Genomic DNA, 20152 nt, shown 5'->3' with positions numbered 1-20152 from the left:
GTCGCCCTCGACCACCCTTCCGTAAGCCCGTGGAGGGTCCGACGGCGCCGTGGACGCGTCACGACACGAAGGGTTCCGCGGCGGGCACGTGCGGTCACCGGGCGGGGACCGGCAGTGGGCTCGTTCACTCCCGTGCCCCCGGTTGCCTCCCCACGGGAGGGGAACATGCGGGATCATGTCTGGCATGACCGAGGTGTCCTCGCTCACAGGGCGGCTGCTCGTGGCAACGCCCGCCCTGGCGGACCCGAACTTCGAGCGTGCGGTGGTGCTCCTCCTCGACCACGACGAGGAGGGCTCCCTCGGTGTCGTCCTCAACCGTCCCACACCGGTCGACGTGGGCGACATCCTGGAGGGCTGGGCGGACCTCGCCGGTGAGCCCGGGGTCGTCTTCCAGGGCGGCCCGGTGTCGCTGGACTCCGCCCTCGGGGTCGCCGTCGTCCCCGGCGGCGCGTCCGGCGAGGCCGAGCCGCTGGGCTGGCGCAGGGTGCACGGCGCCATCGGCCTGGTCGACCTGGAGGCGCCGCCGGAGCTGCTGGCCCCCGCCCTGGGCGCCCTGCGCATCTTCGCCGGGTACGCCGGCTGGGGCCCCGGTCAGCTGGAGGACGAGCTGACGGAGGGCGCCTGGTACGTGGTCGAGTCCGAACCGGGTGACATCTCCTCCCCGTTCCCGGAGAGGCTCTGGCGCGAGGTCCTGCGCCGCCAGCGCAGCGAACTGGCGATGGTGGCGACGTATCCGGACGACCCTTCGCTCAACTGAAGGGTGTGAGCTTCAGTACCCTTGGCGTTTATGAGCACTCTCGAGCCCGAGCGCGGGACTGGTACGGGAACCCTCGTAGAGCCGACGCCGCAGGTGTCCCACGGTGACGGCGACCACGAGCGCTTCGCCCATTACGTCCAGAAGGACAAGATCATGGCGAGCGCCCTCGACGGCACCCCCGTCGTGGCGCTGTGCGGCAAGGTCTGGGTACCGGGCCGCGACCCGAAGAAGTACCCCGTGTGTCCCATGTGCAAGGAGATCTACGAGTCCATGAGCGCCGGTGGCGACCAGGGCAAGGGCGGCGACAAGAAGTAACGCCCCCGTCCGACCGGTCTTCCGGCCCCCGGAGCGTGTCCGCGCGCGCTCCGGGGGCTTTCGCGTGTCCCACGCGCGTGTCCCGCACGGGTGTCGCGCACGCGTGTCGCGCATTCCCCGGTCGCCGGCGTTCCCCGCGGGGCCGGGGGATGGCAGCATCCACGGTGATGACGACCACCGAACTGATTCCGGCGCCGCGCTCCGTCGAGGGCTCCGCGCGCCACGCTGTCCCGATCGACCGGGACACCACCCTGTGGGCCGCTCCCGGCACGGAGACCACGGAACGCTGGCTGCGCGCCACGCTCGGCGCCGCCCTGGCGCTGCCGCTGCGGCCGGGACCGCGGGACGCCGCCGGCGTACGGCTGCTGCTGGACGACGCGCTGGAGCCCGAGGCGTACCGGCTGAGCGCGGTCGCCGGCCGGGGCGTCGAGATCCGCGGCGGCGACCCCGCGGGCGTCTTCTGGGGCGCCCAGACCCTGCGCCAGCTGCTCGGGCCCGAGGCGTTCCGCCGGGCGCCCGTGCGGCCGGGGCTCACCCTCGGCGTCCCGCGGCAGGTCGTCGAGGACGCGCCCCGTTTCCGCTGGCGCGGCCTGCTGCTGGACGTCGCCCGGCACTTCACGCCGAAGGACGGCGTCCTGCGCCACCTGGACCTGATGGCCGCCCACAAACTCAACGTCCTCCACTTCCACCTGACGGACGACCAGGGCTGGCGGATCGAGATCGAGCGGTACCCGAAGCTCACCGGGACCGGGTCCTGGCGGGCGCGCACCAAGTACGGGCACCGGGCGTCGCCGCTGTGGGAGGACAAGCCGCACGGCGGCCACTACACCCAGGACGACATCCGGGAGATCGTCGCCTACGCCGCCGAACGGCACATCACCGTCGTCCCCGAGATCGACGTGCCCGGGCACTCGCAGGCAGCCATCGCCGCGTACCCGGAACTCGGCAACACCGACGTCGTCGACACCGCCTCCCTCGCCGTCTGGGACACCTGGGGCGTCAGCGAGAACGTCCTGGCGCCCACGGACGGGACCCTGCGCTTCTACGAGGGCGTCCTCGAGGAGGTCCTCGACCTCTTCCCCTCCGAGTTCGTCCACATCGGCGGCGACGAGTGCCCCAAGGGGCAGTGGCGGCGCTCGCCCGCCGCGCAGGCGCGCATCAGGGAGCTCGGACTCGCCGGCGAGGACGAGCTCCAGGCCTGGTTCGTCCGGCACTTCGACCGGTGGCTGACCGCGCGCGGGCGCAGGCTCATCGGCTGGGACGAGATCCTCGAGGGCGGACTGGCCGAGGGCGCGGCCGTGTCGTCCTGGCGCGGGTACGCCGGCGGGATCGCCGCCGCGCGCGCGGGGCACGACGTGGTCATGTGCCCCGAGCAGCAGGTGTACCTGGACCACCGGCAGGACGCGGGCGAGGACGAGCCCGTGCCGATCGGTTACGTGCGCACCCTGGAGGACGTCTACCGCTTCGAGCCGGTTCCACCGGAGTTGACGCCCGAGGAGGCCGCGCACGTGCTCGGCACCCAGGCGAACGTGTGGACCGAGGTGATGGAGGACCAGGCACGCGTGGACTACCAGGTCTTTCCGAGGCTCGCCGCCTTCGCCGAGGTCGCCTGGAGCGCCCTGCCCGCCCCGGGCGAACGGGACTTCGCCGACTTCGAGCGGCGGATGGCCGCCCACTACCGGCGGCTCGACGCCCTGGGCGTCGCCTACCGGCCGCCCACCGGACCCCTGCCCTGGCAGCGACGGCCCGGTGTGCTCGGCCGGCCGATCGACGGACCACCGCCGAACGCGTAAGGGGAAAGCCCCGAAACGTCACCGAAGAGTGACAACCCGCCCGCACCGCCGGTCAACGGGAATCCCGGGCGGAAGCGGACCATCTCGCCGACGAGGTGGGCGAATGCCTCCTGGCGGACCCCCGCGTCCGGGCCCTGCGAAGATGTGCCAGAGTTGCCACGTCCGCCCTGTCAGGTCGTACCGTACGGCAACACGGGTGGGACCAGGTGGGACAGCGGGAAGGGGCAGTCGGTTTGACCACGCACGCACCGCAGGCGGCGCAGGCCGTCACGCTGCCCACGACCCTGGACGAGGCCGTGGCGGCGCTCGCGGCCATGCCCGCCGCCGTGCCGGTCGCGGGCGGCACCGACCTGATGGCCGCCGTCAACTCCGGGCAGCTCAGGCCCGCCGCGCTGGTCGGCCTCGGCCGCATCAGCGAGATCCGCGGCTGGCAGTACCAGGACGGTCACGCGCTGCTCGGCGCCGGACTCACGCACGCCCGCATGGGCCGCCCCGACTTCGCCGCGCTCATCCCGGCGCTCGCCGCCGCCGCGCGCGCCGCCGGCCCGCCGCAGATCCGCAACGCGGGCACCCTGGGCGGCAACATCGCCTCCGCCGCCCCCACCGGGGACGCGCTTCCCGTGCTGGCCGCGCTGGAGGCGACGCTGATCATCGCGGGCCCGGGCGGGGCCCGCCGGGAGACGCCGGTCGCGCACCTGCTGGCCGGCATGGAGATGCTCCGCGCGGGCGAGCTCATCGGCTACGTGCGCGTACCGCTGCTGCACGCGCCGCAGGTCTTCCTCAAGGCGACCGGCCGGACCGGGCCGGGCCGGGCGACGGCGTCCGTGTCCCTGGTCCTCGACCCCGCCCGGCGCGGTGTGCGCTGCGCGGTCGGCGCCATCGCGCCGATGCCGCTGCGGCCCCTGGAGGCCGAGCAGTGGGTGGCCTCGCTCATCGACTGGGACAACGGCCGCGCGATCGTCCCGGAGGCGCTGAGCGCCTTCGGCGAGTACGTCGCCGCCGCCTGCGTCCCCGACCCGGCCCCGGCCGAGGACGGCTCCGTGCCACAGCTCCCGCCCGCCGTACTGCACCTGCGGCGCACCGTCGCCGCGCTGGCCCGACGAGCACTGGGGAGGGCGCTGTCGTGACCGACGACCAGCACGGAGAGGGCACGCCCCAGGGCGGCGGCCGCTGGGACCCGCTGCCCCAGGGCGACTACGACGACGGCGCGACCGCCTTCGTGAAGCTCCCCGAGGGCGGCGTCGACGCGCTGATGGCGTCGTCCGACAGCCCGCTCGCCGCGCCCGGGCACGGTTACGTGCCGCCGCAGATCACGGTCGCGCCCGCCACCACCGCCGGGACCGACCCGGCGGCCGCCGGCAGCTGGGCGATGCCGTCCGCACCCGTCGACGGCACGCAGTGGCACGCCCCGGACGCCGGGGAGCAGTACGGCGCCCACGGGCATGCCGCGGGGCAGCACACCGGGTACGCGCAGCAGGACCCCTACGGCCAGGCCGCGGGGTACGACGTGAACGCCGGGCACGGCGACGGGTTCACGTACCACCCGGGCGCCACCGGCCAGTGGGACTTCTCCGACGCCGCGGCGGAGAACGCGGCACCGGCACCGGCCGCCGGGCCGGGGCACGGAGCGCCCGGCCACGACGTCACCGGACAGTGGTCCATCCCCGTCGCCGACGACGACCTCCCGGACGAGTCGGGCGAGTTCACCGCGTCGTCGCTGGCCGAGCAGTGGGGCGGCACCGCACCGGCGACCCTCCCCGGCGGCGCCCCGGCGCCCTGGGCGACCCAGCCGTGGGCGCAGCGCCCGGCCGGACCGGACCAGGGCGGTGACGACCGGGACACCGGGACGGCGCCTGCGCCGTCCGCGTCCTCCCCCGAACCCGCGTCCCTTCCCGCTCCGGCGGCCGACGCGTATCCGGAGGCGCCCGCGGAACCCGCCGCCCGGCCCGCGCCGTCGGCGCCGTCGGCGGACGGGCCGGTGGCCGGCGGGGGAGTGACCGACGAGGCGGCGGTCGAGGAGGAAGCGGCCGAGGAGACAACCACCGGGACGGCCTCCACCGAGACCTCCGGCGAGACGGCCTCCTCCGAGACCTCCGGCGAGACGGCCTCCGAGGAGACATCCGCCGGGACGGCCTCCGAGGAGACCACCGGCGAGTCGGCCTCCGGCGAGGCGACGGTCGACGACGCGGGGGCCGGCGACGAGCCCGAGGCCGAGGAGGCCGCTGGAGTCCCCGCCGAGCCCCCCGCGGCGCCCGCCGGGGACGAGGAGACGGAATCCGGACCGGAGGCCCGGGAAGAGCCCGTCACCGACCCGGACGCGGTGGCCGCGCACGCGGCGCGGGACGAGCCGCGCCAGGAGTCCCCGGCGGACGCCGGGGCACCCGGTGAGCCGGCCCCCGCCGGACCGCACGAGGAGCGCCCCCTCGCCTCCTACGTGCTCCGCGTCAACGGTGCCGACCGCCCCGTCACCGACGCGTGGATCGGCGAGTCCCTGCTGTACGTGCTGCGCGAACGGCTCGGCCTCGCGGGCGCCAAGGACGGCTGCTCGCAGGGCGAGTGCGGGGCCTGCAACGTCCAGGTCGACGGACGGCTGGTCGCCTCCTGTCTGGTCCCGGCCGTCACCGCCGCCGGCAGCGAGGTGCGCACCGTCGAGGGCCTGGCCGCCGACGGGCGGCCGTCGGACGTGCAGCGGGCGCTCGCCCGGTGCGGCGCGGTGCAGTGCGGTTTCTGCGTGCCCGGCATGGCGATGACCGTGCACAACCTCCTGGAGGGCAACCCGGCGCCGACCGACCTGGAGGCTCGGCAGGCCCTGTGCGGCAACCTGTGCCGCTGCTCCGGTTACCGGGGCGTCCTGGAGGCGGTCAGGGAGGTCGTCGCCGAGCGCCGGGCCCACTCCGCCGACGCGGCCGAGGCGGACGCCGACGAGCCCCGCATCCCGCACCAGGCGGGCCCGGGCGCCGGCGGCGTCAACGCGTCGGCGTTCGGACCCCCGGGGCCGTCCGGGACACCGGACGCGCCCGCGCCGCACGACCAGCCCTACGGTGATCAGTCCTACGGCGATCACCCCTACGGCGACCAGCCCTACGGGGAGCCCTACGACGACCAGTCCCACGGCCCGGACGGAGGCCACGCGTGAGCAACGAAGCCGCCACCGCCGAGGCCGCGGGAACGACCGAGGCCGCCCTGGGCCCCGAGCCGGTGCCGCACGGCATCGGCGCCTCCCTGCCGCCCGCCGACACCCGCGCCAAGACCGAGGGCACCTTCCCGTACGCCGCCGACCTGTGGGCCGAGGGCCTGCTGTGGGCCGCCGTCCTGCGCTCGCCGCACCCGCACGCGCGCATCGTGTCCATCGACACCAGCCACGCGCGCGAGATGCCCGGGGTCCGCGCGGTCGTCACCCACGAGGACGTGCCCGGCACCCCGCTGCACGGCCGCGGCCGGGCCGACCGCCCCGTGTTCGCCTCCGAGGTCGTACGCCACCACGGCGAGCCCATCGCCGCCGTCGCCGCGGACCACCCCGACACCGCGCGGATGGCCGCCGCCGCCGTCATCGTCGAGTACGAGGTGCTCGACCCGGTCACCGACCCCGAGCACGCCTTCGAGGCCGAGCCGCTGCACCCCGACGGCAACCTGATCCGGCACATCCCGCTGCGGCACGGCGACCCGGAGGCGGTCGGCGAGGTCATCGTCGAGGGCCTGTACCGCATCGGCCGTCAGGACCCGGCCCCCATCGGCGCCGAGGCGGGCCTCGCGGTGCCGCGTCCCGACGGGGGCGTGGAGCTGTACCTGGCCTCCACCGACCCGCACGGCGACCGCGACGCGGCCGCCGCGTGCTTCGGCCTCGAACCGGAACGGGTGAGGATCGTCGTCACCGGTGTGCCCGGCGCCACCGCCGACCGCGAGGACCAGGGCTTCCAACTGCCGCTCGGCCTGCTGGCGCTGAAGACCGGCTGCCCGGTGAAGCTGACCGCCACGCGCGAGGAGTCCTTCCTCGGTCACACCCACCGCCACCCCACCCTCCTGCGCTACCGCCACCACGCGGACGCCGAGGGCCGGGTGGTCAAGGTCGAGGCGCAGATCCTGCTCGACGCGGGCGCCTACGCCGACACCTCCTCCGACGCCCTGGCCGCCGCGGTGGCGTTCGCCTGCGGCCCGTACGTCGTCCCGAACGCCTTCGTCGAGGGCTGGGCCGTACGCACCAACAACCCGCCTTCCGGCCATGTGCGCGGCGAGGGCGCCATGCAGGTCTGCGCCGCGTACGAGGCCCAGATGGACAAGATCGCCAAGAAGCTGGGCCTGGACCCGGCCGAGGTGCGACTGCGCAACGTCCTGGCCACCGGCGACGTGCTGCCCACCGGCCAGACGGTCACCTGCCCGGCCCCGGTCGCCGAACTGCTCCAGGCCGTACGGGACTTCCCGCTGCCCGCCCTGCCCAAGGACATGCCCGAGGACGAGTGGCTGCTGCCCGGCGGACCCGAGGGCGCCGGTGAACCGGGTGCGGTGCGCCGGGGCGTCGGCTACGGCATCGGCATGGTGCACATGCTGGGCGCCGAGGGCGCCGACGAGGTCTCCACGGCCACCGTGAAGGTCCAGGACGGCGTGGCGACGGTGCTGTGCGCGGCCGTCGAGACCGGCCAGGGCTTCACCACGCTGGCCCGGCAGATCGTGCAGGAGATCCTCGGCGTCGAGGAGGTGCACGTGGCGCCCGTCGACACCGACCAGCCTCCGGCCGGCCCGGGTTGCCGGGGCCGCCACACCTGGGTGTCGGGCGGCGCGGTGGAACGGGCGGCCAAGATGGTCCGCACCCAGCTCCTCCAGCCCCTGGCGCACCAGTTCGGGATGTCGACCGAGCTGCTCCAGATCGCCGACGGCAAGATCACCTCGTACGACGGGGTGCTGTCGACCACCGTCGCCGAGGCGCTGGAGGGCAAGGAGCTGTGGGCCACCGCCCAGTGCCGCCCGCACCCGACCGAGCCGCTGGACGAGGCGGGCCAGGGCGACGCCTTCGTCGGCATGTCCTTCTGCGCGATCCGCGCGGTGGTGGACGTCGACGTCGAGATCGGGTCGGTACGGGTCGTGGAGCTGGCCGTCGCGCAGGACGTGGGCCGGGTGCTGAACCCGGCGCAGCTGGCCGCCCGGATCGAGGCGGGCGTCACGCAGGGCGTCGGCATCGCGCTGACGGAGAACCTGCGCACCCCGCGCGGCCTGGTCCGCCACCCCGACCTGACCGGCTACGCCCTGCCGACGGCCCTCGACGCCCCGGACATCCGCATCGTGAAGCTCGTCGAGGAACGGGACGTGGTCGCGCCCTTCGGCGCGAAGGCGGTCAGCGCGGTGCCGGTGGTGGCCTCCCCGGCGGCCGTCGCCTCCGCCGTACGCGCGGCCACGGGCCGCCCGGTGAACCGCCTCCCGATCCGCCCCCAGGCCGCGGTGGTCACCGGCTGAGCCGGGAAGCGGGACGGACCGCCGAAAGGGCGGCACCCCCTCGGGGTGCCGCCCTTTCGCTCTGCCCGGCCGGGCAGCGGAGGCCGTGGCGGGGATCGAACCCGCGTAACTCGCTTTGCAGGCGAGCCCCTCAACCACTCGGGCACACGGCCGTGTTCCGGACTCCGTCGGTGTCCGTGCCGAACTCGGTGACCCGACCGTACGGCGGGGCGGGAGAGGGGCTCAAGGGATTCCGGGGGGCCGCAACGCGACCGCCACACGCCGTTCATGAACGGGGCGCGGTCCTACGGCCGCCGTGCTGCCGTCGTACTGCCGTCGTACGACCAAGGTCCCGGACCCCTCCCGTCTCCCGACAGGGGTCATCGCGTGCTGCGGCCCTTACGCTGGCGACCATGACCGTCCCTGACCCACGCGACACCGACGTCGCGAAGCCCGCGGACCCCGGCCGGGCCACCGAGTTCACCGACCCCTCCGACACCGTGCTGAGCCGCGCCCACCGGGCGCTGAGCATCGGCATCGTCTCCGTCGTCGTGCTGATCGCCTTCGAGGCGACGGCGGTCGGCACGGCGATGCCGGTCGCGGCGCGGGAGCTGGACGGGGTGTCGCTGTACGCGTTCGCGTTCTCGGGGTACTTCACGACCAGCCTGTTCGGCATGGTGCTCTCCGGGCAGTGGTCGGACCTGCGGGGCCCGCTGGGTCCGCTGACCGGCGGGATCGCCGCCTTCGCGGCCGGGCTGCTGTTGTCGGGGACGGCCGGGGCGATGTGGCTGTTCATCCTCGGCCGGGCCGTGCAGGGGCTCGGCGGCGGACTGGTGATCGTCGCGCTGTACGTCGTCGTCGGGCGGGCCTACCCGGAACGGCTGCGGCCCGCGATCATGGCGGCGTTCGCGGCGGGCTGGGTCGTGCCGTCGGTCGTCGGACCGCTGGCGTCGGGCGCCGTCACCGAGCACCTGGGCTGGCGGTGGGTGTTCCTCGGCATCCCGGTGCTGGTGGTGTTCCCGCTGGCGCTCGCGCTGCCCCAGATACGCAGCCGGGCGGCGGGCCCGGTGGCCGGGGCGGAGGCGCCGGCGTCCTTCGACGGCCGCCGCATCCGCCTCGCCCTCGGCATCTCCCTGGGCGCCGGCCTGCTCCAGTACGCCGCCCAGGACCTGCGCTGGATCTCCCTGGTCCCCGGCGCGGCCGGGCTGGCCCTGCTCGTGCCGGCCGTCCTCGGCCTGCTCCCGCGCGGCACCTACCGGGCGGCGCGCGGCCTGCCCTCGGTCGTGCTGCTGCGCGGCGTCGCCGCGGGGTCCTTCATCGCGGCCGAGTCGTTCGTGCCGCTGATGCTCGTCACGCAGCGCGGGCTCAGCCCGACACTGGCCGGGCTCTCGCTGGCGGCGGGCGGCGCCACCTGGGCGGCCGGCTCCTGGCTCCAGTCCCGGCCGCGCGTGGAGCCGTACCGGGAGCGGCTGATGACGGTGGGCATGCTGCTGGTCGCGGCGGCCATCGCCACCGCCCCGAGCGTGCTGATCGACGCGGTGCCCGCCTGGACGGTGGCCGTGGCGTGGGGCTTCGGCTGCCTCGGCATGGGCCTGGTGATCTCCGCCACCAGCGTGCTGCTGCTCCAGCTCTCCGCCCCCGAGGAGGCCGGCACCAACTCCGCCGCCCTCCAGATCTCCGACGGCCTGTCCAACGTGGTCCTGCTGGCCGCGGGCGGCATGGCCTTCGCGGCCCTCGGCGGTGGCACGGTCACCCACGCCGCCACGGAGGCCACCGGCTCCCACCCGGCCGCCTTCGCGGCGGTGTTCCTGCCGATGGCGGGGGTGGCTCTGGTGGGGGCGTGGGTGGCGACGCGGGTACGAACTCTCTCCTGAGTGGTACCAAACTGACCCCGGTCTGGTGGTACCGTTTTGGTATGGCCATGAACCTGCGTCTTCGCGACGACCAGACGGAAGCCCTGAAGCTGCGCGCCGAGGAGGAAGGGGTCAGCATGCACGCGATACTGCTCCGAGCCGTGGACGACTACCTGGCCCGCACAGCGCACGAGGCTCTCGTCCGCAAGGCCGCCAAGGAGCAGACCGCGAAATGGGCCGAGTTGCTGGAGCGCCTCAAGTGACCTGCGTCTACCTGTCGGCCGAGGACGTCCTCGCCATCGCCGACCTTGCCGTCGACGACCAGGACGTCGTCGTCCGTGACGCCGGACTGCTGGACTCGGCCGTGCATCGCCCGGCGGCGGCCGTGTTCGGGCAGGAGGCGTACGCGGACCTGTTCGACAAGGCCGCGGCGCTGCTGCAGTCACTCGCGGTCAACCGTCCCTTCGTCGACGGGAACAAGCGGACGGCGTGGACCTCGTGCGCCGTTTTCCTGGCGATGAACGGTGTGCAACTGCGTCCGGACATCGACGCTGCCGAGCGCTTGGTGATCGCGGTGGCCACCGGCGCCGAGGACGAGGTCAAGGCGATCTCCGAGGCGCTGCGGGAACTGTCCTGACCCCTGTGTGACCTCGGTCCCACCCCGCCCCGCCGCGGCCCCGTCCGGGCGGGGCACCTTCCGGTCGCCGGTAGGGTGGCCCGGTTGTCATACGTGGCCGAGCCGTTCTACCCCCTTCGGAGACCGTGACTACCACCGCCAGCCCCAGCACCTCGCACCACCTCTCCCCGGCCTTCCCCGGCCGTGCCCCGTGGGGCACCGCCAGCAAGCTGCGGGCCTGGCAGCAGGGGGCGATGGAGAAGTACCTCCAGGAGCAGCCCCGGGACTTCCTGGCGGTCGCCACCCCCGGCGCCGGGAAGACGACGTTCGCGCTGACGCTGGCGTCCTGGCTGCTGCACCACCACGTCGTGCAGCAGGTGACCGTGGTCGCGCCGACCGAGCACCTGAAGAAGCAGTGGGCGGAGGCCGCGGCGCGGGTCGGGATCAGGCTGGACCCCGAGTACAGCGCGGGCCCGCTCAGCCGCGAGTACCAGGGCATCGCGATCACGTACGCCGGTGTCGGCGTCCGGCCCATGCTGCACCGCAACCGCGTCGAGCAGCGCAAGACCCTCGTGATCCTCGACGAGATCCACCACGCCGGTGACTCCAAGTCCTGGGGCGAGGCCTGCCTGGAGGCGTTCGAGCCGGCCACGCGACGCCTCGCGCTGACCGGTACGCCGTTCCGGTCCGACACCAACCCGATCCCCTTCGTCACGTACGAGGAGGGCAACGACGGCATCCGCCGCTCCGCCGCCGACTACACCTACGGCTACGGCTCCGCGCTCGCCGACGGCGTCGTGCGCCCCGTCATCTTCATGAGCTACAGCGGCAACATGCGCTGGCGCACCAAGGCCGGCGACGAGATCGCCGCCCGGCTCGGCGAGCCCATGACCAAGGACGCCGTCAGCCAGGCCTGGCGCACCGCGCTGGATCCGCGCGGCGAGTGGATGCCCGCCGTGCTGCGCGCCGCCGACCAGCGGCTCACCGAGGTCAGGAAGGCCATCCCGGACGCCGGCGCCCTCGTCATCGCCGCCGACCAGGACTCCGCCCGCGCCTACGCCAAGCTGATCCGCGAGATCACCGGCACCAAGGCCACCCTCGTGCTCTCCGACGACACCGGCGCCTCCAAGAACATCGACGCGTTCAGCCAGAGCACCGACCGGTGGATGGTCGCCGTCCGCATGGTGTCCGAGGGCGTCGACGTGCCCCGCCTCGCGGTCGGCGTGTACGCCACGACGATCTCCACGCCGCTGTTCTTCGCCCAGGCCGTCGGCCGCTTCGTCCGCTCCCGGCGCCGCGGCGAGACCGCCTCCGTGTTCCTGCCGACCGTGCCCGACCTGCTCACCTTCGCCAACGAGATGGAGCGCGAGCGCGACCACGTCCTCGACAAGCCCAAGAAGGAGGGCGAGGAGGACCCCTACGCCGAGTCCGAGAAGGAGATGGACGAGGCGAACCGGGAGCAGGACGAGGACACCGGCGAACAGGACATGCTGCCCTTCGAGGCGCTGGAGTCCGACGCCGTCTTCGACCGGGTCATGTACAACGGCGCCGAGTTCGGCATGCAGGCCCACCCGGGGAGCGAGGAGGAGCAGGACTACCTCGGCATTCCGGGCCTGCTGGAGCCCGACCAGGTGCAACTCCTGCTCCAGAAGCGGCAGGCCCGGCAGATCGCGCACAGCCGCAAGAAGCCGGACGACGAGGCCGACCTGCTCGAACTGCCCGCCGAACGCCGCCCGGTCGTCTCGCACAAGGAGATGATGGAGCTGCGCAAGCAGCTCAACACCATGGTCGGCGCCTACGTCCACCAGAGCGGCAAGCCGCACGGCGTGATCCACACCGAACTGCGCCGCGTGTGCGGCGGCCCGCCCAGCGCCGAGGCCACCGCCGGGCAGCTGCGCCAGCGCATCGCCAAGGTGCGGGAGTGGGCGACGCGCATGAAGTGACGCGGTGGGGTGAGGGGGCCACGGCGTGTGCTGTACGTATGAGGACAAACACTGTCAGTTCTCTCCGGTAACTGACCGGATTCTGGACGGAGCCTTCCGCTGAGCGGACCGGCTCGCTACTGTCCCGCTACGCACACGCCCCGTGGCAGCGCAGCCGCGGAGCGCAGCCGTGAAGCGACTGGGCCCGGGCACAAGGCCGGGCCGTCAGCCGATCGGCGGCCTCTGAAGCGCGTGACCGACGGGACTCGGTGACGCATCCGCCGCGAGGGGGCCGTCGACCTCACCACTAAGGAGTGGGCGTCGTGACCGCGGAGACCTCCCAGACGCTCGACAGGGGACTGCGTGTCCTCAAGCTGCTGGCCGATACGGACCACGGGCTGACCGTCACCGAGCTGTCCCACCGGCTGGGCGTCAACCGGACGGTGGTGTACCGGTTGCTCGCCACGCTGGAGCAGCACGCGCTCGTACGCCGTGACCTGGGCGGACGTGCCCGGGTCGGACTGGGGGTGCTGGGGCTGGGCCGCCAGGTGCACCCGCTGGTGCGCGAGGCGGCGATGCCGGCGCTGCGGTCGCTGGCCGAGGACATCGGGGCGACCGCCCATCTGACGCTGGTGGACGGAGCGGAGGCGCTCGCCGTGGCCGTCGTCGAGCCGACCTGGACGGACTACCACGTGGCCTACCGGGCAGGGTTCCGGCATCCGCTGGAGCGGGGGGCCGCGGGGAAGGCGATCCTGTCGGCCCGGCGGCAGATCGCCGTGGCCGAGCCGGGGCCCGGGTACACGCTGACGCACGGGGAGCTGGAGGCGGGGGCGTGCGGGGCCGCGGCACCGCTGCTCGGGGTGACGGGGGTCGAGGGCAGCGTGGGGGTGGTGATGCTGTCCGACGTGGTGCCGGAGCGGGTGGGGGCGCGGGTGATGGAGGCGGCGCGGGAGGTGGCGGAGGCGTTGCGGTGACGTGACCGCCGGCCGAGTGTGGCCCCTCGGGGGCGGAGGATCACGGGGCACCCGGGGTGCTTGCGGGGCGGGAGTGGGTCGCGCGCCCGGCGTTGCGGGGTGCCTCCCCCAGAGGGGGGGACCCCCAGCGCCCACCCGTGCCGCCCCTGGGGGTACCTCCCAGGCCGTTCAGGCACTGGGGGAGGCACGACTGCCCGCAGCTACGACGCCCGTAGCTATGACGCCCGCAGCTACGACGCCCGTGGTTACGACTGCCCGTGGCTACGGCTGTGCGTGGCCACGGCTGCCCGCGATGGGGAGCGTGCGGGGGCACGTTAGATTGACTTCGTGCTCTCTCGTCTCTCGCGGCCCAAGGCTGTCGCTGTCTGCGCCCTGCCCGTCGTGGCGCTGTTCGCCACCGCGGCGTTCGCCCCCCTGCCGTTCTCCGTCGCGCAGCCGGGGTCGACGGCGGACGTGCTGAAGGAGTACCAGGGCAACGAGGTGATCAGGATCTCCGGCGCCCCGACCCGGCGCACCGAGGGCCAGCTGCGGATGACGACCATCGTGGCGACCGGCCCCGACGCGCGGGTCTCGCTCGGTGACGTGCTCGGCAACTGGTTCGACACCGACCGTGCGGTCATGCCCCGGGACGCCGTCTACCCCGAGGGCGACGGCGTCAAGGAGATCGAGAAGTACAACCTGGACCAGATGCGCGAGTCCCAGGACACGGCGACGACGGCGGCCCTGGACTACCTGCGCCTCGACCCGTCCGACGTCGACGTCCGGCTGGACCTCGGGGACGTCGGCGGCCCCAGCGCCGGACTGCTGCTCTCCCTCGGCATCGTCGACAAGCTGGCCGGCGACGGCCACGGAGGCGACCTGACCGGTGGCCGGACCATCGCCGGCACCGGCACGATCAGCGCCGGCGGCGAGGTCGGCGCCGTCGGCGGCGTGCCGCTGAAGACGCAGGCCGCCCGGCGGGACGGGGCCACCGTCTTCCTGGTGCCGAAGGCGGAGTGCTCGGACGCGCAGGCCGAGCTGCCCGAGGGGCTGCGGCTGGTCCCGGTGACCTCCCTGAAGGGCGCGGTCGACGCGCTCCGGGCCCTGAACACGGGCAAGGGCCGGGTCCCCTCCTGCTGAGCGCCGCCCGGCCCTCCTCGTCGCTCACCCCGGGACCGGGCGCTCTCACCCGCGTCGCCGGTCGTGGTCCTCGGCCGCCTGCTCCACCAGCGGGATGATCCGCAGCGGAACCGGGTTCTCCATCACGATCGCCGTGGCGGCCCGGACGATGCCGTCGAAACCCACGACGCGGTCGATCACCCGCTGGAGATCGGCGTTCGAGCGGGCCACCAGCCGGCACAGCATGTCCCCGGTGCCGGTCGTGGTGTGCAGCTCCAGCACCTCCGGCACGGACGCCAAGTGCGCCCGGACATCGGGTCCTTGACCCTGCCGGATCTCCAGCGTCGCGAACGCCGTCACCGGATAGCCGAGCGCCGCCGGGTCCACCTCCGGACCGAATCCGCGGATGACGCCGTTCGACCGGAGCCGGTCCAGCCGCGCCTGCACCGTGCCGCGCGCCACCCCCAGCCGCCGGGACATCTCCAGCACCCCGATCCGGGGCTCCCGCGCCAGCAGCCCGATGATCCGCCCGTCCAGACGGTCGATCCCCATCCCCGCACCCCTCCCGGCTGGTCATCCTGTACGGATCGCCCGCCGCCACCGGCGTCCGACTGGGCAGGATGCCCAGTGAAGACGCAAACTATTGCGCACCCTGCGGACGCGGGAGACCCTGCGGCTATGACGCAGACCACACACCACACTCCCGACACCGCCCGGCAGGCCGACCCCTTCCCGGTCAAGGGAATGGACGCGGTCGTCTTCGCCGTGGGCAACGCCAAGCAGGCGGCGCACTACTACTCCACCGCCTTCGGCATGAAGCTGGTCGCCTACTCCGGACCGGAGAACGGCAGCCGCGAGACCGCGAGCTACGTCCTGGAGAACGGCTCCGCCCGCTTCGTGTTCACCTCGGTGATCAAGCCGGCCACCGAGTGGGGCCGCTTCCTCGCACAGCACGTGGCCGAGCACGGCGACGGCGTCGTCGACCTCGCCATCGAGGTCCCGGACGCGCGCGCCGCCCACGCCTACGCCGTCGAGCACGGCGCCCGCTCGGTCGCGGAGCCGTACGAGGTCAAGGACGAGCACGGCACCGTCGTCCTCGCCGCCATCGCCACCTACGGCGAGACCCGCCACACCCTGGTCGAGCGCACCGGCTACGACGGCCCCTACCTGCCCGGTTACACCGCCGCGAACCCGATCGTCGAGCCGCCCGCCCACCGCACCTTCCAGGCGGTCGACCACTGCGTCGGCAACGTCGAACTCGGCCGCATGAACGAGTGGGTCGGCTTCTACAACAAGGTCATGGGCTTCACGAACATGAAGGAGTTCGTGGGCGACGACATCGCCACCGAGTACAGCGCGCTGATGTCCAAGGTCGTCGCCGACGGCACCCTCAAGGTCAAGTTCCCGATCAACGAGCCCGCCGTCGCCAAGAAGAAGTCCCAGATCGACGAGTACCTGGAGTTCTACGGCGGCGCCGGCGTCCAGCACATCGCGCTGAACACCAACGACATCGTGCAGTCCGTGCGCACGATGAAGGCGGCCGGCGTCGAGTTCCTGGACACGCCCGACTCGTACTACGACACGCTCGGCGAGTGGGCCGGCGAGACCCGCGTCCCCGTCGAGACCCTGCGCGAGCTGAAGATCCTCGTCGACCGCGACGAGGACGGCTACCTGCTGCAGATCTTCACCAAGCCGGTCCAGGACCGCCCGACCGTCTTCTTCGAGATGATCGAACGGCACGGCTCGATGGGCTTCGGCAAGGGCAACTTCAAGGCCCTGTTCGAGGCGATCGAGCGCGAACAGGCCAAACGCGGCAACCTCTGACGGCCGCGACGAGCGGCTGCACGGGCGGCTACCCGGGCGGGTCCTCCAGGGAGGGCTCGCCCAGCTCGGCCAGCGCACGCTGCGCCTCGGGCGCCCGCAGCGGCGAGAAGTACGGGTTGATCATCAGCGCCTCCCGCAGGTGCCGCCGGGCCGGCCCCTCCCGCTCCAGCGCCCGCTCGATCATCCCCCGGTGGAACACGTACGGGGCACTGCGCACCCCGCCGCCGTGCTCGGCGTCCGTCGCGACCGACGCGAACCGCAGCGCCTCCTCGTGCTCACCGGTCCGGTACAGCGCCCAGCCCAGCGCGTCCGCCACCTCGGTGCCCGGCTGCCGCTGCCACTCGGCGCGCAGCCGCTCCACCGCCGCCCCCGCGTCCCCGTGGTCCGCCTCGAACCGCCCCATCACCAGTTCCTCGTCCGCCCCGGCCTCCTCGGCGCCCCGCACCCGCTCCCGCAGCACGTCGTACTGCACCCGTGCCGCCTGCTCCAGCCCCAGCGACTGGTACAGCTCGCCCAGCTCCAGCGCGTACTGCGGGCACGGCCGCTTGGCCAGCGCTGCCTGGTAGGCGGACAGCGCCTCCGTCGTCCGCCCCAGCGCCGCCAGCGCCCTGCCCTCCCCGGCCTGCGCGGCCCGCTCGTCGGGGTCGGTGCGCAGCGCTTCCTGGAAGTGCCGCAGCGCCTCCTCACGGTCCCCGCGCTCGAACGCCAGCCGCCCGGCCTGCTCCAGGTACGCCGCCCGCTCGGCCGGCGCCGTGGCGGCGGCCGCCGCGTCGGAGAGCTTCGCCGCCGCGTCCTCCCGCCAGCCCCGGTCCCGGTAGACGGCGGCGGCCCGCGCCCGCACGGCGGGCAGGCCCGGGCGCAGCTTCTTCATCCGCTCCAGGGCCCGCCCCACGGCCTTGTGGTCGCCGAGCCCGGTGTACGCGTCGATCAGCACCGCGTGCGTCGTCCACCGCTTCGGCGCCAGCTTCAGCGCGCTCTCGCCCCACTTCTTCGCCGTGGGGAAGTCCCGCCGCTCCACCGCCAGCGCCGCCAGCGACTCCAGGGCCTGCGGATTGCTCCGCGCCCCCACCTTCAGCGACGTGCGCAGCGCCTTCTCGGCCTTCGGCCAGTTCGCGGCGTCCGCGGTCCGCCGGCCCCGCTCCACGTAGGCCGCGCCCAGCACCGCCCAGGCCGGCCCGTCCAGCGGATGCGCCCGCAGATGGGTCTCCCGGTCATCGATCAGCACCGCCAGATCCCCCAGCGCGGCCGGCACCCCGCCGGTGACCGCGCCGCGCGCCAGCGCCGCAGGACCCGGCGCGGGCGGGGGAGCGGAGCCCCGTTCCCCCGGCAGCAGCACCAGCACCCCGCCGAGGACCACGCAGCCGGCGGCGGAGGCGAGCAGCGCCCGGCGCACACGCCGCTTCCGCGGGTTCGCCAGGGCGTTCGACGTCTGGGTCTCCATGGCGCACACTGTGCGTCAATACGACGAGCACACCCGAGCAGGTGAAGGGTGCCGTCGACGGGGTTCACACCGATGGCCCCGGGTGCGACGCTTTGATCATGAGCCGTATCGAAGCGCCTCGCGACGAAGACGACGCAGTCCACGGAGCCGGCCGCACCCCGGCGGCCACCGGCACCCTCGTCGACCGGCTGCTCGCCGGCCTGCCCGCCGAGGCCGTCCTCACCGACCCCGACGTCACGGCCTCCTACGCCAACGACATGGCGAGCTTCTGCCCGGCCGGCGCCCCCGCCGTGGTCGTCCTGCCGCGCACCGTGGCGGACGTCCAGCACGTCATGCGCACCGCCACCGCGCTGCGCGTCCCCGTCGTCCCGCAGGGCGCCCGCACCGGCCTGTCCGGCGGCGCCAACGCCACCGACGGCTGCGTGGTCCTCTCCCTGACCAGGATGGACCGCATCCTGGAGATCAACCCGGTCGACCGCGTCGCCGTCGTCGAACCGGGCGTCGTCAACGCCAAGCTCTCCCGCGCCGTCGGCGAACACGGGCTGTACTACCCGCCGGATCCCTCCAGTTGGGAGACGTGCACGATCGGCGGCAACATCGGCACCGCCTCCGGCGGCCTGTGCTGCGTCAAGTACGGGGTGACCGCCGAGTACGTCCTCGGCCTGGACGTCGTCCTCGCCGACGGCCGCCTGATGTCGACCGGCCGCCGCACCGCCAAGGGCGTCGCCGGGTACGACCTCACCCGTCTGTTCGTCGGTTCCGAGGGCTCCCTCGGCATCGTCGTCCGGGCCGTCCTCGCGCTGCGGCCCAAGCCGCCCGAGCAGCTGGTGCTGGCCGCCGAGTTCGCCTCCGCGTCCGCCGCCTGCGACGCGATCTGCCGGATCATGGAGGGGGGACACGTGCCGTCACTCCTCGAACTGATGGACCGTACGACCGTCAAAGCGGTCAACGACCTCGCCCACATGGGGCTGCCGGAGACCACCGAGGCCCTGCTCCTCGCCGCCTTCGACACCGCCGACCCGGCCGCCGACCTCGCCGCCGTCGGCGCGCTGTGCGAGGCCGCCGGCGCCACGCAGGTGGTCCCCGCCGACGACGCGGCCGAGTCCGAACTCCTGCTCCAGGCCCGGCGCCTGTCCCTCACGGCCCTGGAGGCGGTGAAGGGCACGACGATGATCGACGACGTGTGCGTGCCGCGCTCCCGGCTCGGCGACATGCTGGAGGGCGTCGAGCGGATCGCGGACAAGTACCGCCTCACCATCGGCGTCTGCGCCCACGCCGGTGACGGCAACACCCACCCCACCGTCTGCTTCGACGCCGCCGACCCCGACGAGTCGCGGCGCGCCCGCGAGTCCTTCGACGAGATCATGGCCCTCGGCCTGGAGCTCGGCGGCACCATCACCGGCGAGCACGGCGTGGGCGTCCTGAAGAAGGAGTGGCTGGCGCGCGAGATCGGCCCGGTGGGACTGGAGATGCAGCGGGCCGTCAAACAGGTCTTCGACCCGCTCGGCATCCTCAATCCGGGCAAGCTGTTCTGACTCCTCGCCCGCACTACCGGGCGAACAGCTCGGCCAGCCCGTCGTCCAGGCCGAGCTGCGCGGCCTCCGTCCCCGGCGGCACCGCCCGCAGGGTCCGCTCCAGCCAGGCCGACACCGGCGCCGACGGCGCCTCCAGCAGGGCGTCGCCGTCGGGGCTGCTCAGCGCCATCAGGACGACGCCGCGGCCGTCGGCCCTCGACGGCCACACCCGCACGTCCCCGTGCCCGCACGGCCGGAACACCCCCTCCACCAGCAGCTCGCGGGCGAACGTCCAGTGCACGGGGCGGCCGGAGTCGATGTGGAAGGTGATGTGCACGGCGTAGGGGTCGTCGGCGAGGTAGGTGAGTCGGGCCGGGACCGGGACGCTGTGCTCGGGCGACAGGACGAGCCTCATCTCCAGCTCGCGTTCCATGAAGGTGGTGTGCATGGCGGACGTGTCCTCTCTCGTACGGTCGGGCCGCCCGGAGCGGGCCCGCACGAGGGAGAGCGGTCTCGGCCGTGAGCGTTACGCGGGTTCGCGGAACTTTTCTCCGAACGTCTTCCCGGGACCGCCGGACTCCTCCTGCGGGTGAGGGTCCGTGCACGAGATTGCCCGGAAAG

The 20152-nt window shown here is 73.9% G+C and carries 17 protein-coding genes and 1 tRNA gene; 14 read left to right on the top strand and 4 right to left on the bottom strand.

The window, feature by feature from the left end:
* The first annotated feature begins 184 nt into the window (after window positions 1-184).
* The 6 genes from ACIRFH_RS21375 to ACIRFH_RS21350 all read left to right on the top strand — a co-directional run bounded on the left by ACIRFH_RS21375 (window position 185) and on the right by ACIRFH_RS21350 (window position 8310).
* Window positions 185-757, top strand: a complete 573-nt coding sequence (locus ACIRFH_RS21375) for a YqgE/AlgH family protein (RefSeq protein WP_403522969.1) — start codon at window positions 185-187, stop codon at window positions 755-757.
* A 30-nt stretch (window positions 758-787) separates the two neighbouring features.
* Window positions 788-1072 (top strand): DUF3039 domain-containing protein, encoded by a 285-nt coding sequence (locus ACIRFH_RS21370; RefSeq protein WP_171991040.1) that lies wholly within the window; start codon window positions 788-790, stop codon window positions 1070-1072.
* Between the two features lie 167 nt (window positions 1073-1239).
* A complete protein-coding gene (locus ACIRFH_RS21365) occupies window positions 1240-2865 on the top strand; it encodes a beta-N-acetylhexosaminidase (protein ID WP_403522966.1) in 1626 nt (541 codons plus the stop codon).
* 233 nt (window positions 2866-3098) lie between these two features.
* Entirely contained in the window at window positions 3099-3992 is an 894-nt protein-coding gene (locus ACIRFH_RS21360) for an FAD binding domain-containing protein (protein ID WP_403522963.1), read from the top strand.
* Window positions 3989-6001, top strand: coding sequence for a 2Fe-2S iron-sulfur cluster-binding protein (locus ACIRFH_RS21355; protein WP_403522960.1), 2013 nt, complete (start codon window positions 3989-3991; stop codon window positions 5999-6001). The genes ACIRFH_RS21360 and ACIRFH_RS21355 overlap by 4 nt, the downstream gene beginning before the upstream one ends.
* The gene (locus tag ACIRFH_RS21350) at window positions 5998-8310 is read left to right on the top strand and encodes a xanthine dehydrogenase family protein molybdopterin-binding subunit (protein WP_403522957.1); all 2313 of its coding nucleotides are present in this window, start codon (window positions 5998-6000) and stop codon (window positions 8308-8310) included. Before ACIRFH_RS21355 ends, ACIRFH_RS21350 begins: the two co-directional genes overlap by 4 nt.
* Window positions 8311-8390: 80 nt before the next feature.
* Here the strand turns inward: ACIRFH_RS21350 and ACIRFH_RS21345 are convergent.
* Window positions 8391-8462, bottom strand: a tRNA-Cys gene (locus tag ACIRFH_RS21345).
* A 240-nt stretch (window positions 8463-8702) separates the two neighbouring features.
* Between ACIRFH_RS21345 and ACIRFH_RS21340 the strand changes: the two genes are divergently transcribed.
* The 6 genes from ACIRFH_RS21340 to ACIRFH_RS21315 all read left to right on the top strand — a co-directional run bounded on the left by ACIRFH_RS21340 (window position 8703) and on the right by ACIRFH_RS21315 (window position 14773).
* On the top strand, window positions 8703-10163 hold the full coding sequence (locus tag ACIRFH_RS21340; protein WP_403522955.1) for an MFS transporter: 1461 nt from the start codon (window positions 8703-8705) through the stop codon (window positions 10161-10163).
* A gap of 41 nt (window positions 10164-10204) precedes the next feature.
* Complete coding sequence (locus ACIRFH_RS21335) at window positions 10205-10405, top strand: ribbon-helix-helix protein, CopG family (RefSeq protein ID WP_016826066.1); 201 nt, start codon at window positions 10205-10207, stop codon at window positions 10403-10405.
* Window positions 10402-10779 carry a type II toxin-antitoxin system death-on-curing family toxin gene (locus tag ACIRFH_RS21330; RefSeq protein WP_403522952.1) on the top strand — a complete coding sequence of 126 codons (378 nt, stop codon included), beginning with the start codon at window positions 10402-10404 and terminating at the stop codon, window positions 10777-10779. The genes ACIRFH_RS21335 and ACIRFH_RS21330 overlap by 4 nt, the downstream gene beginning before the upstream one ends.
* Before the next feature lie 125 nt (window positions 10780-10904).
* Window positions 10905-12701, top strand: coding sequence for a DEAD/DEAH box helicase (locus ACIRFH_RS21325; protein WP_403522950.1), 1797 nt, complete (start codon window positions 10905-10907; stop codon window positions 12699-12701).
* 302 nt (window positions 12702-13003) lie between these two features.
* Window positions 13004-13654: an IclR family transcriptional regulator gene (locus ACIRFH_RS21320; RefSeq protein ID WP_403522948.1), complete on the top strand. Its 651-nt coding sequence runs from the start codon at window positions 13004-13006 to the stop codon at window positions 13652-13654.
* Between the two features lie 327 nt (window positions 13655-13981).
* Window positions 13982-14773: a S16 family serine protease gene (locus ACIRFH_RS21315; protein WP_403522946.1), complete on the top strand. Its 792-nt coding sequence runs from the start codon at window positions 13982-13984 to the stop codon at window positions 14771-14773.
* A gap of 45 nt (window positions 14774-14818) precedes the next feature.
* Here ACIRFH_RS21315 and ACIRFH_RS21310 read toward each other — a convergent pair whose 3' ends face one another.
* A complete protein-coding gene (locus tag ACIRFH_RS21310; RefSeq protein ID WP_403522945.1) occupies window positions 14819-15304 on the bottom strand; it encodes an Lrp/AsnC family transcriptional regulator in 486 nt (161 codons plus the stop codon).
* Window positions 15305-15430: 126 nt separating this feature from the next.
* On the opposite strand from ACIRFH_RS21310, the gene hppD reads away from it, so the two are divergent.
* Window positions 15431-16576 (top strand): 4-hydroxyphenylpyruvate dioxygenase, encoded by a 1146-nt coding sequence (gene hppD, locus ACIRFH_RS21305; protein ID WP_403522943.1) that lies wholly within the window; start codon window positions 15431-15433, stop codon window positions 16574-16576.
* Between the two features lie 28 nt (window positions 16577-16604).
* On the opposite strand, the gene ACIRFH_RS21300 is transcribed toward hppD, so the two are convergent.
* Window positions 16605-18017, bottom strand: coding sequence for a tetratricopeptide repeat protein (locus tag ACIRFH_RS21300; RefSeq protein ID WP_403522941.1), 1413 nt, complete (start codon window positions 18015-18017; stop codon window positions 16605-16607).
* A gap of 92 nt (window positions 18018-18109) precedes the next feature.
* Between ACIRFH_RS21300 and ACIRFH_RS21295 the strand changes: the two genes are divergently transcribed.
* On the top strand, window positions 18110-19552 hold the full coding sequence (locus ACIRFH_RS21295; protein WP_403522938.1) for an FAD-binding oxidoreductase: 1443 nt from the start codon (window positions 18110-18112) through the stop codon (window positions 19550-19552).
* A gap of 13 nt (window positions 19553-19565) precedes the next feature.
* Here the strand turns inward: ACIRFH_RS21295 and ACIRFH_RS21290 are convergent, their stop codons facing one another.
* Window positions 19566-19979, bottom strand: coding sequence for an SsgA family sporulation/cell division regulator (locus ACIRFH_RS21290; RefSeq protein WP_403522936.1), 414 nt, complete (start codon window positions 19977-19979; stop codon window positions 19566-19568).
* Window positions 19980-20152: the final 173 nt, after the last annotated feature.

Source organism: Streptomyces sp. NPDC093586, from assembly GCF_044764905.1.
Classification (GTDB): domain Bacteria; phylum Actinomycetota; class Actinomycetes; order Streptomycetales; family Streptomycetaceae; genus Streptomyces.
The sequence above is the reverse complement of the archived record's forward strand: the minus strand, read 5'-3'. Positions and strand labels throughout refer to the sequence as shown.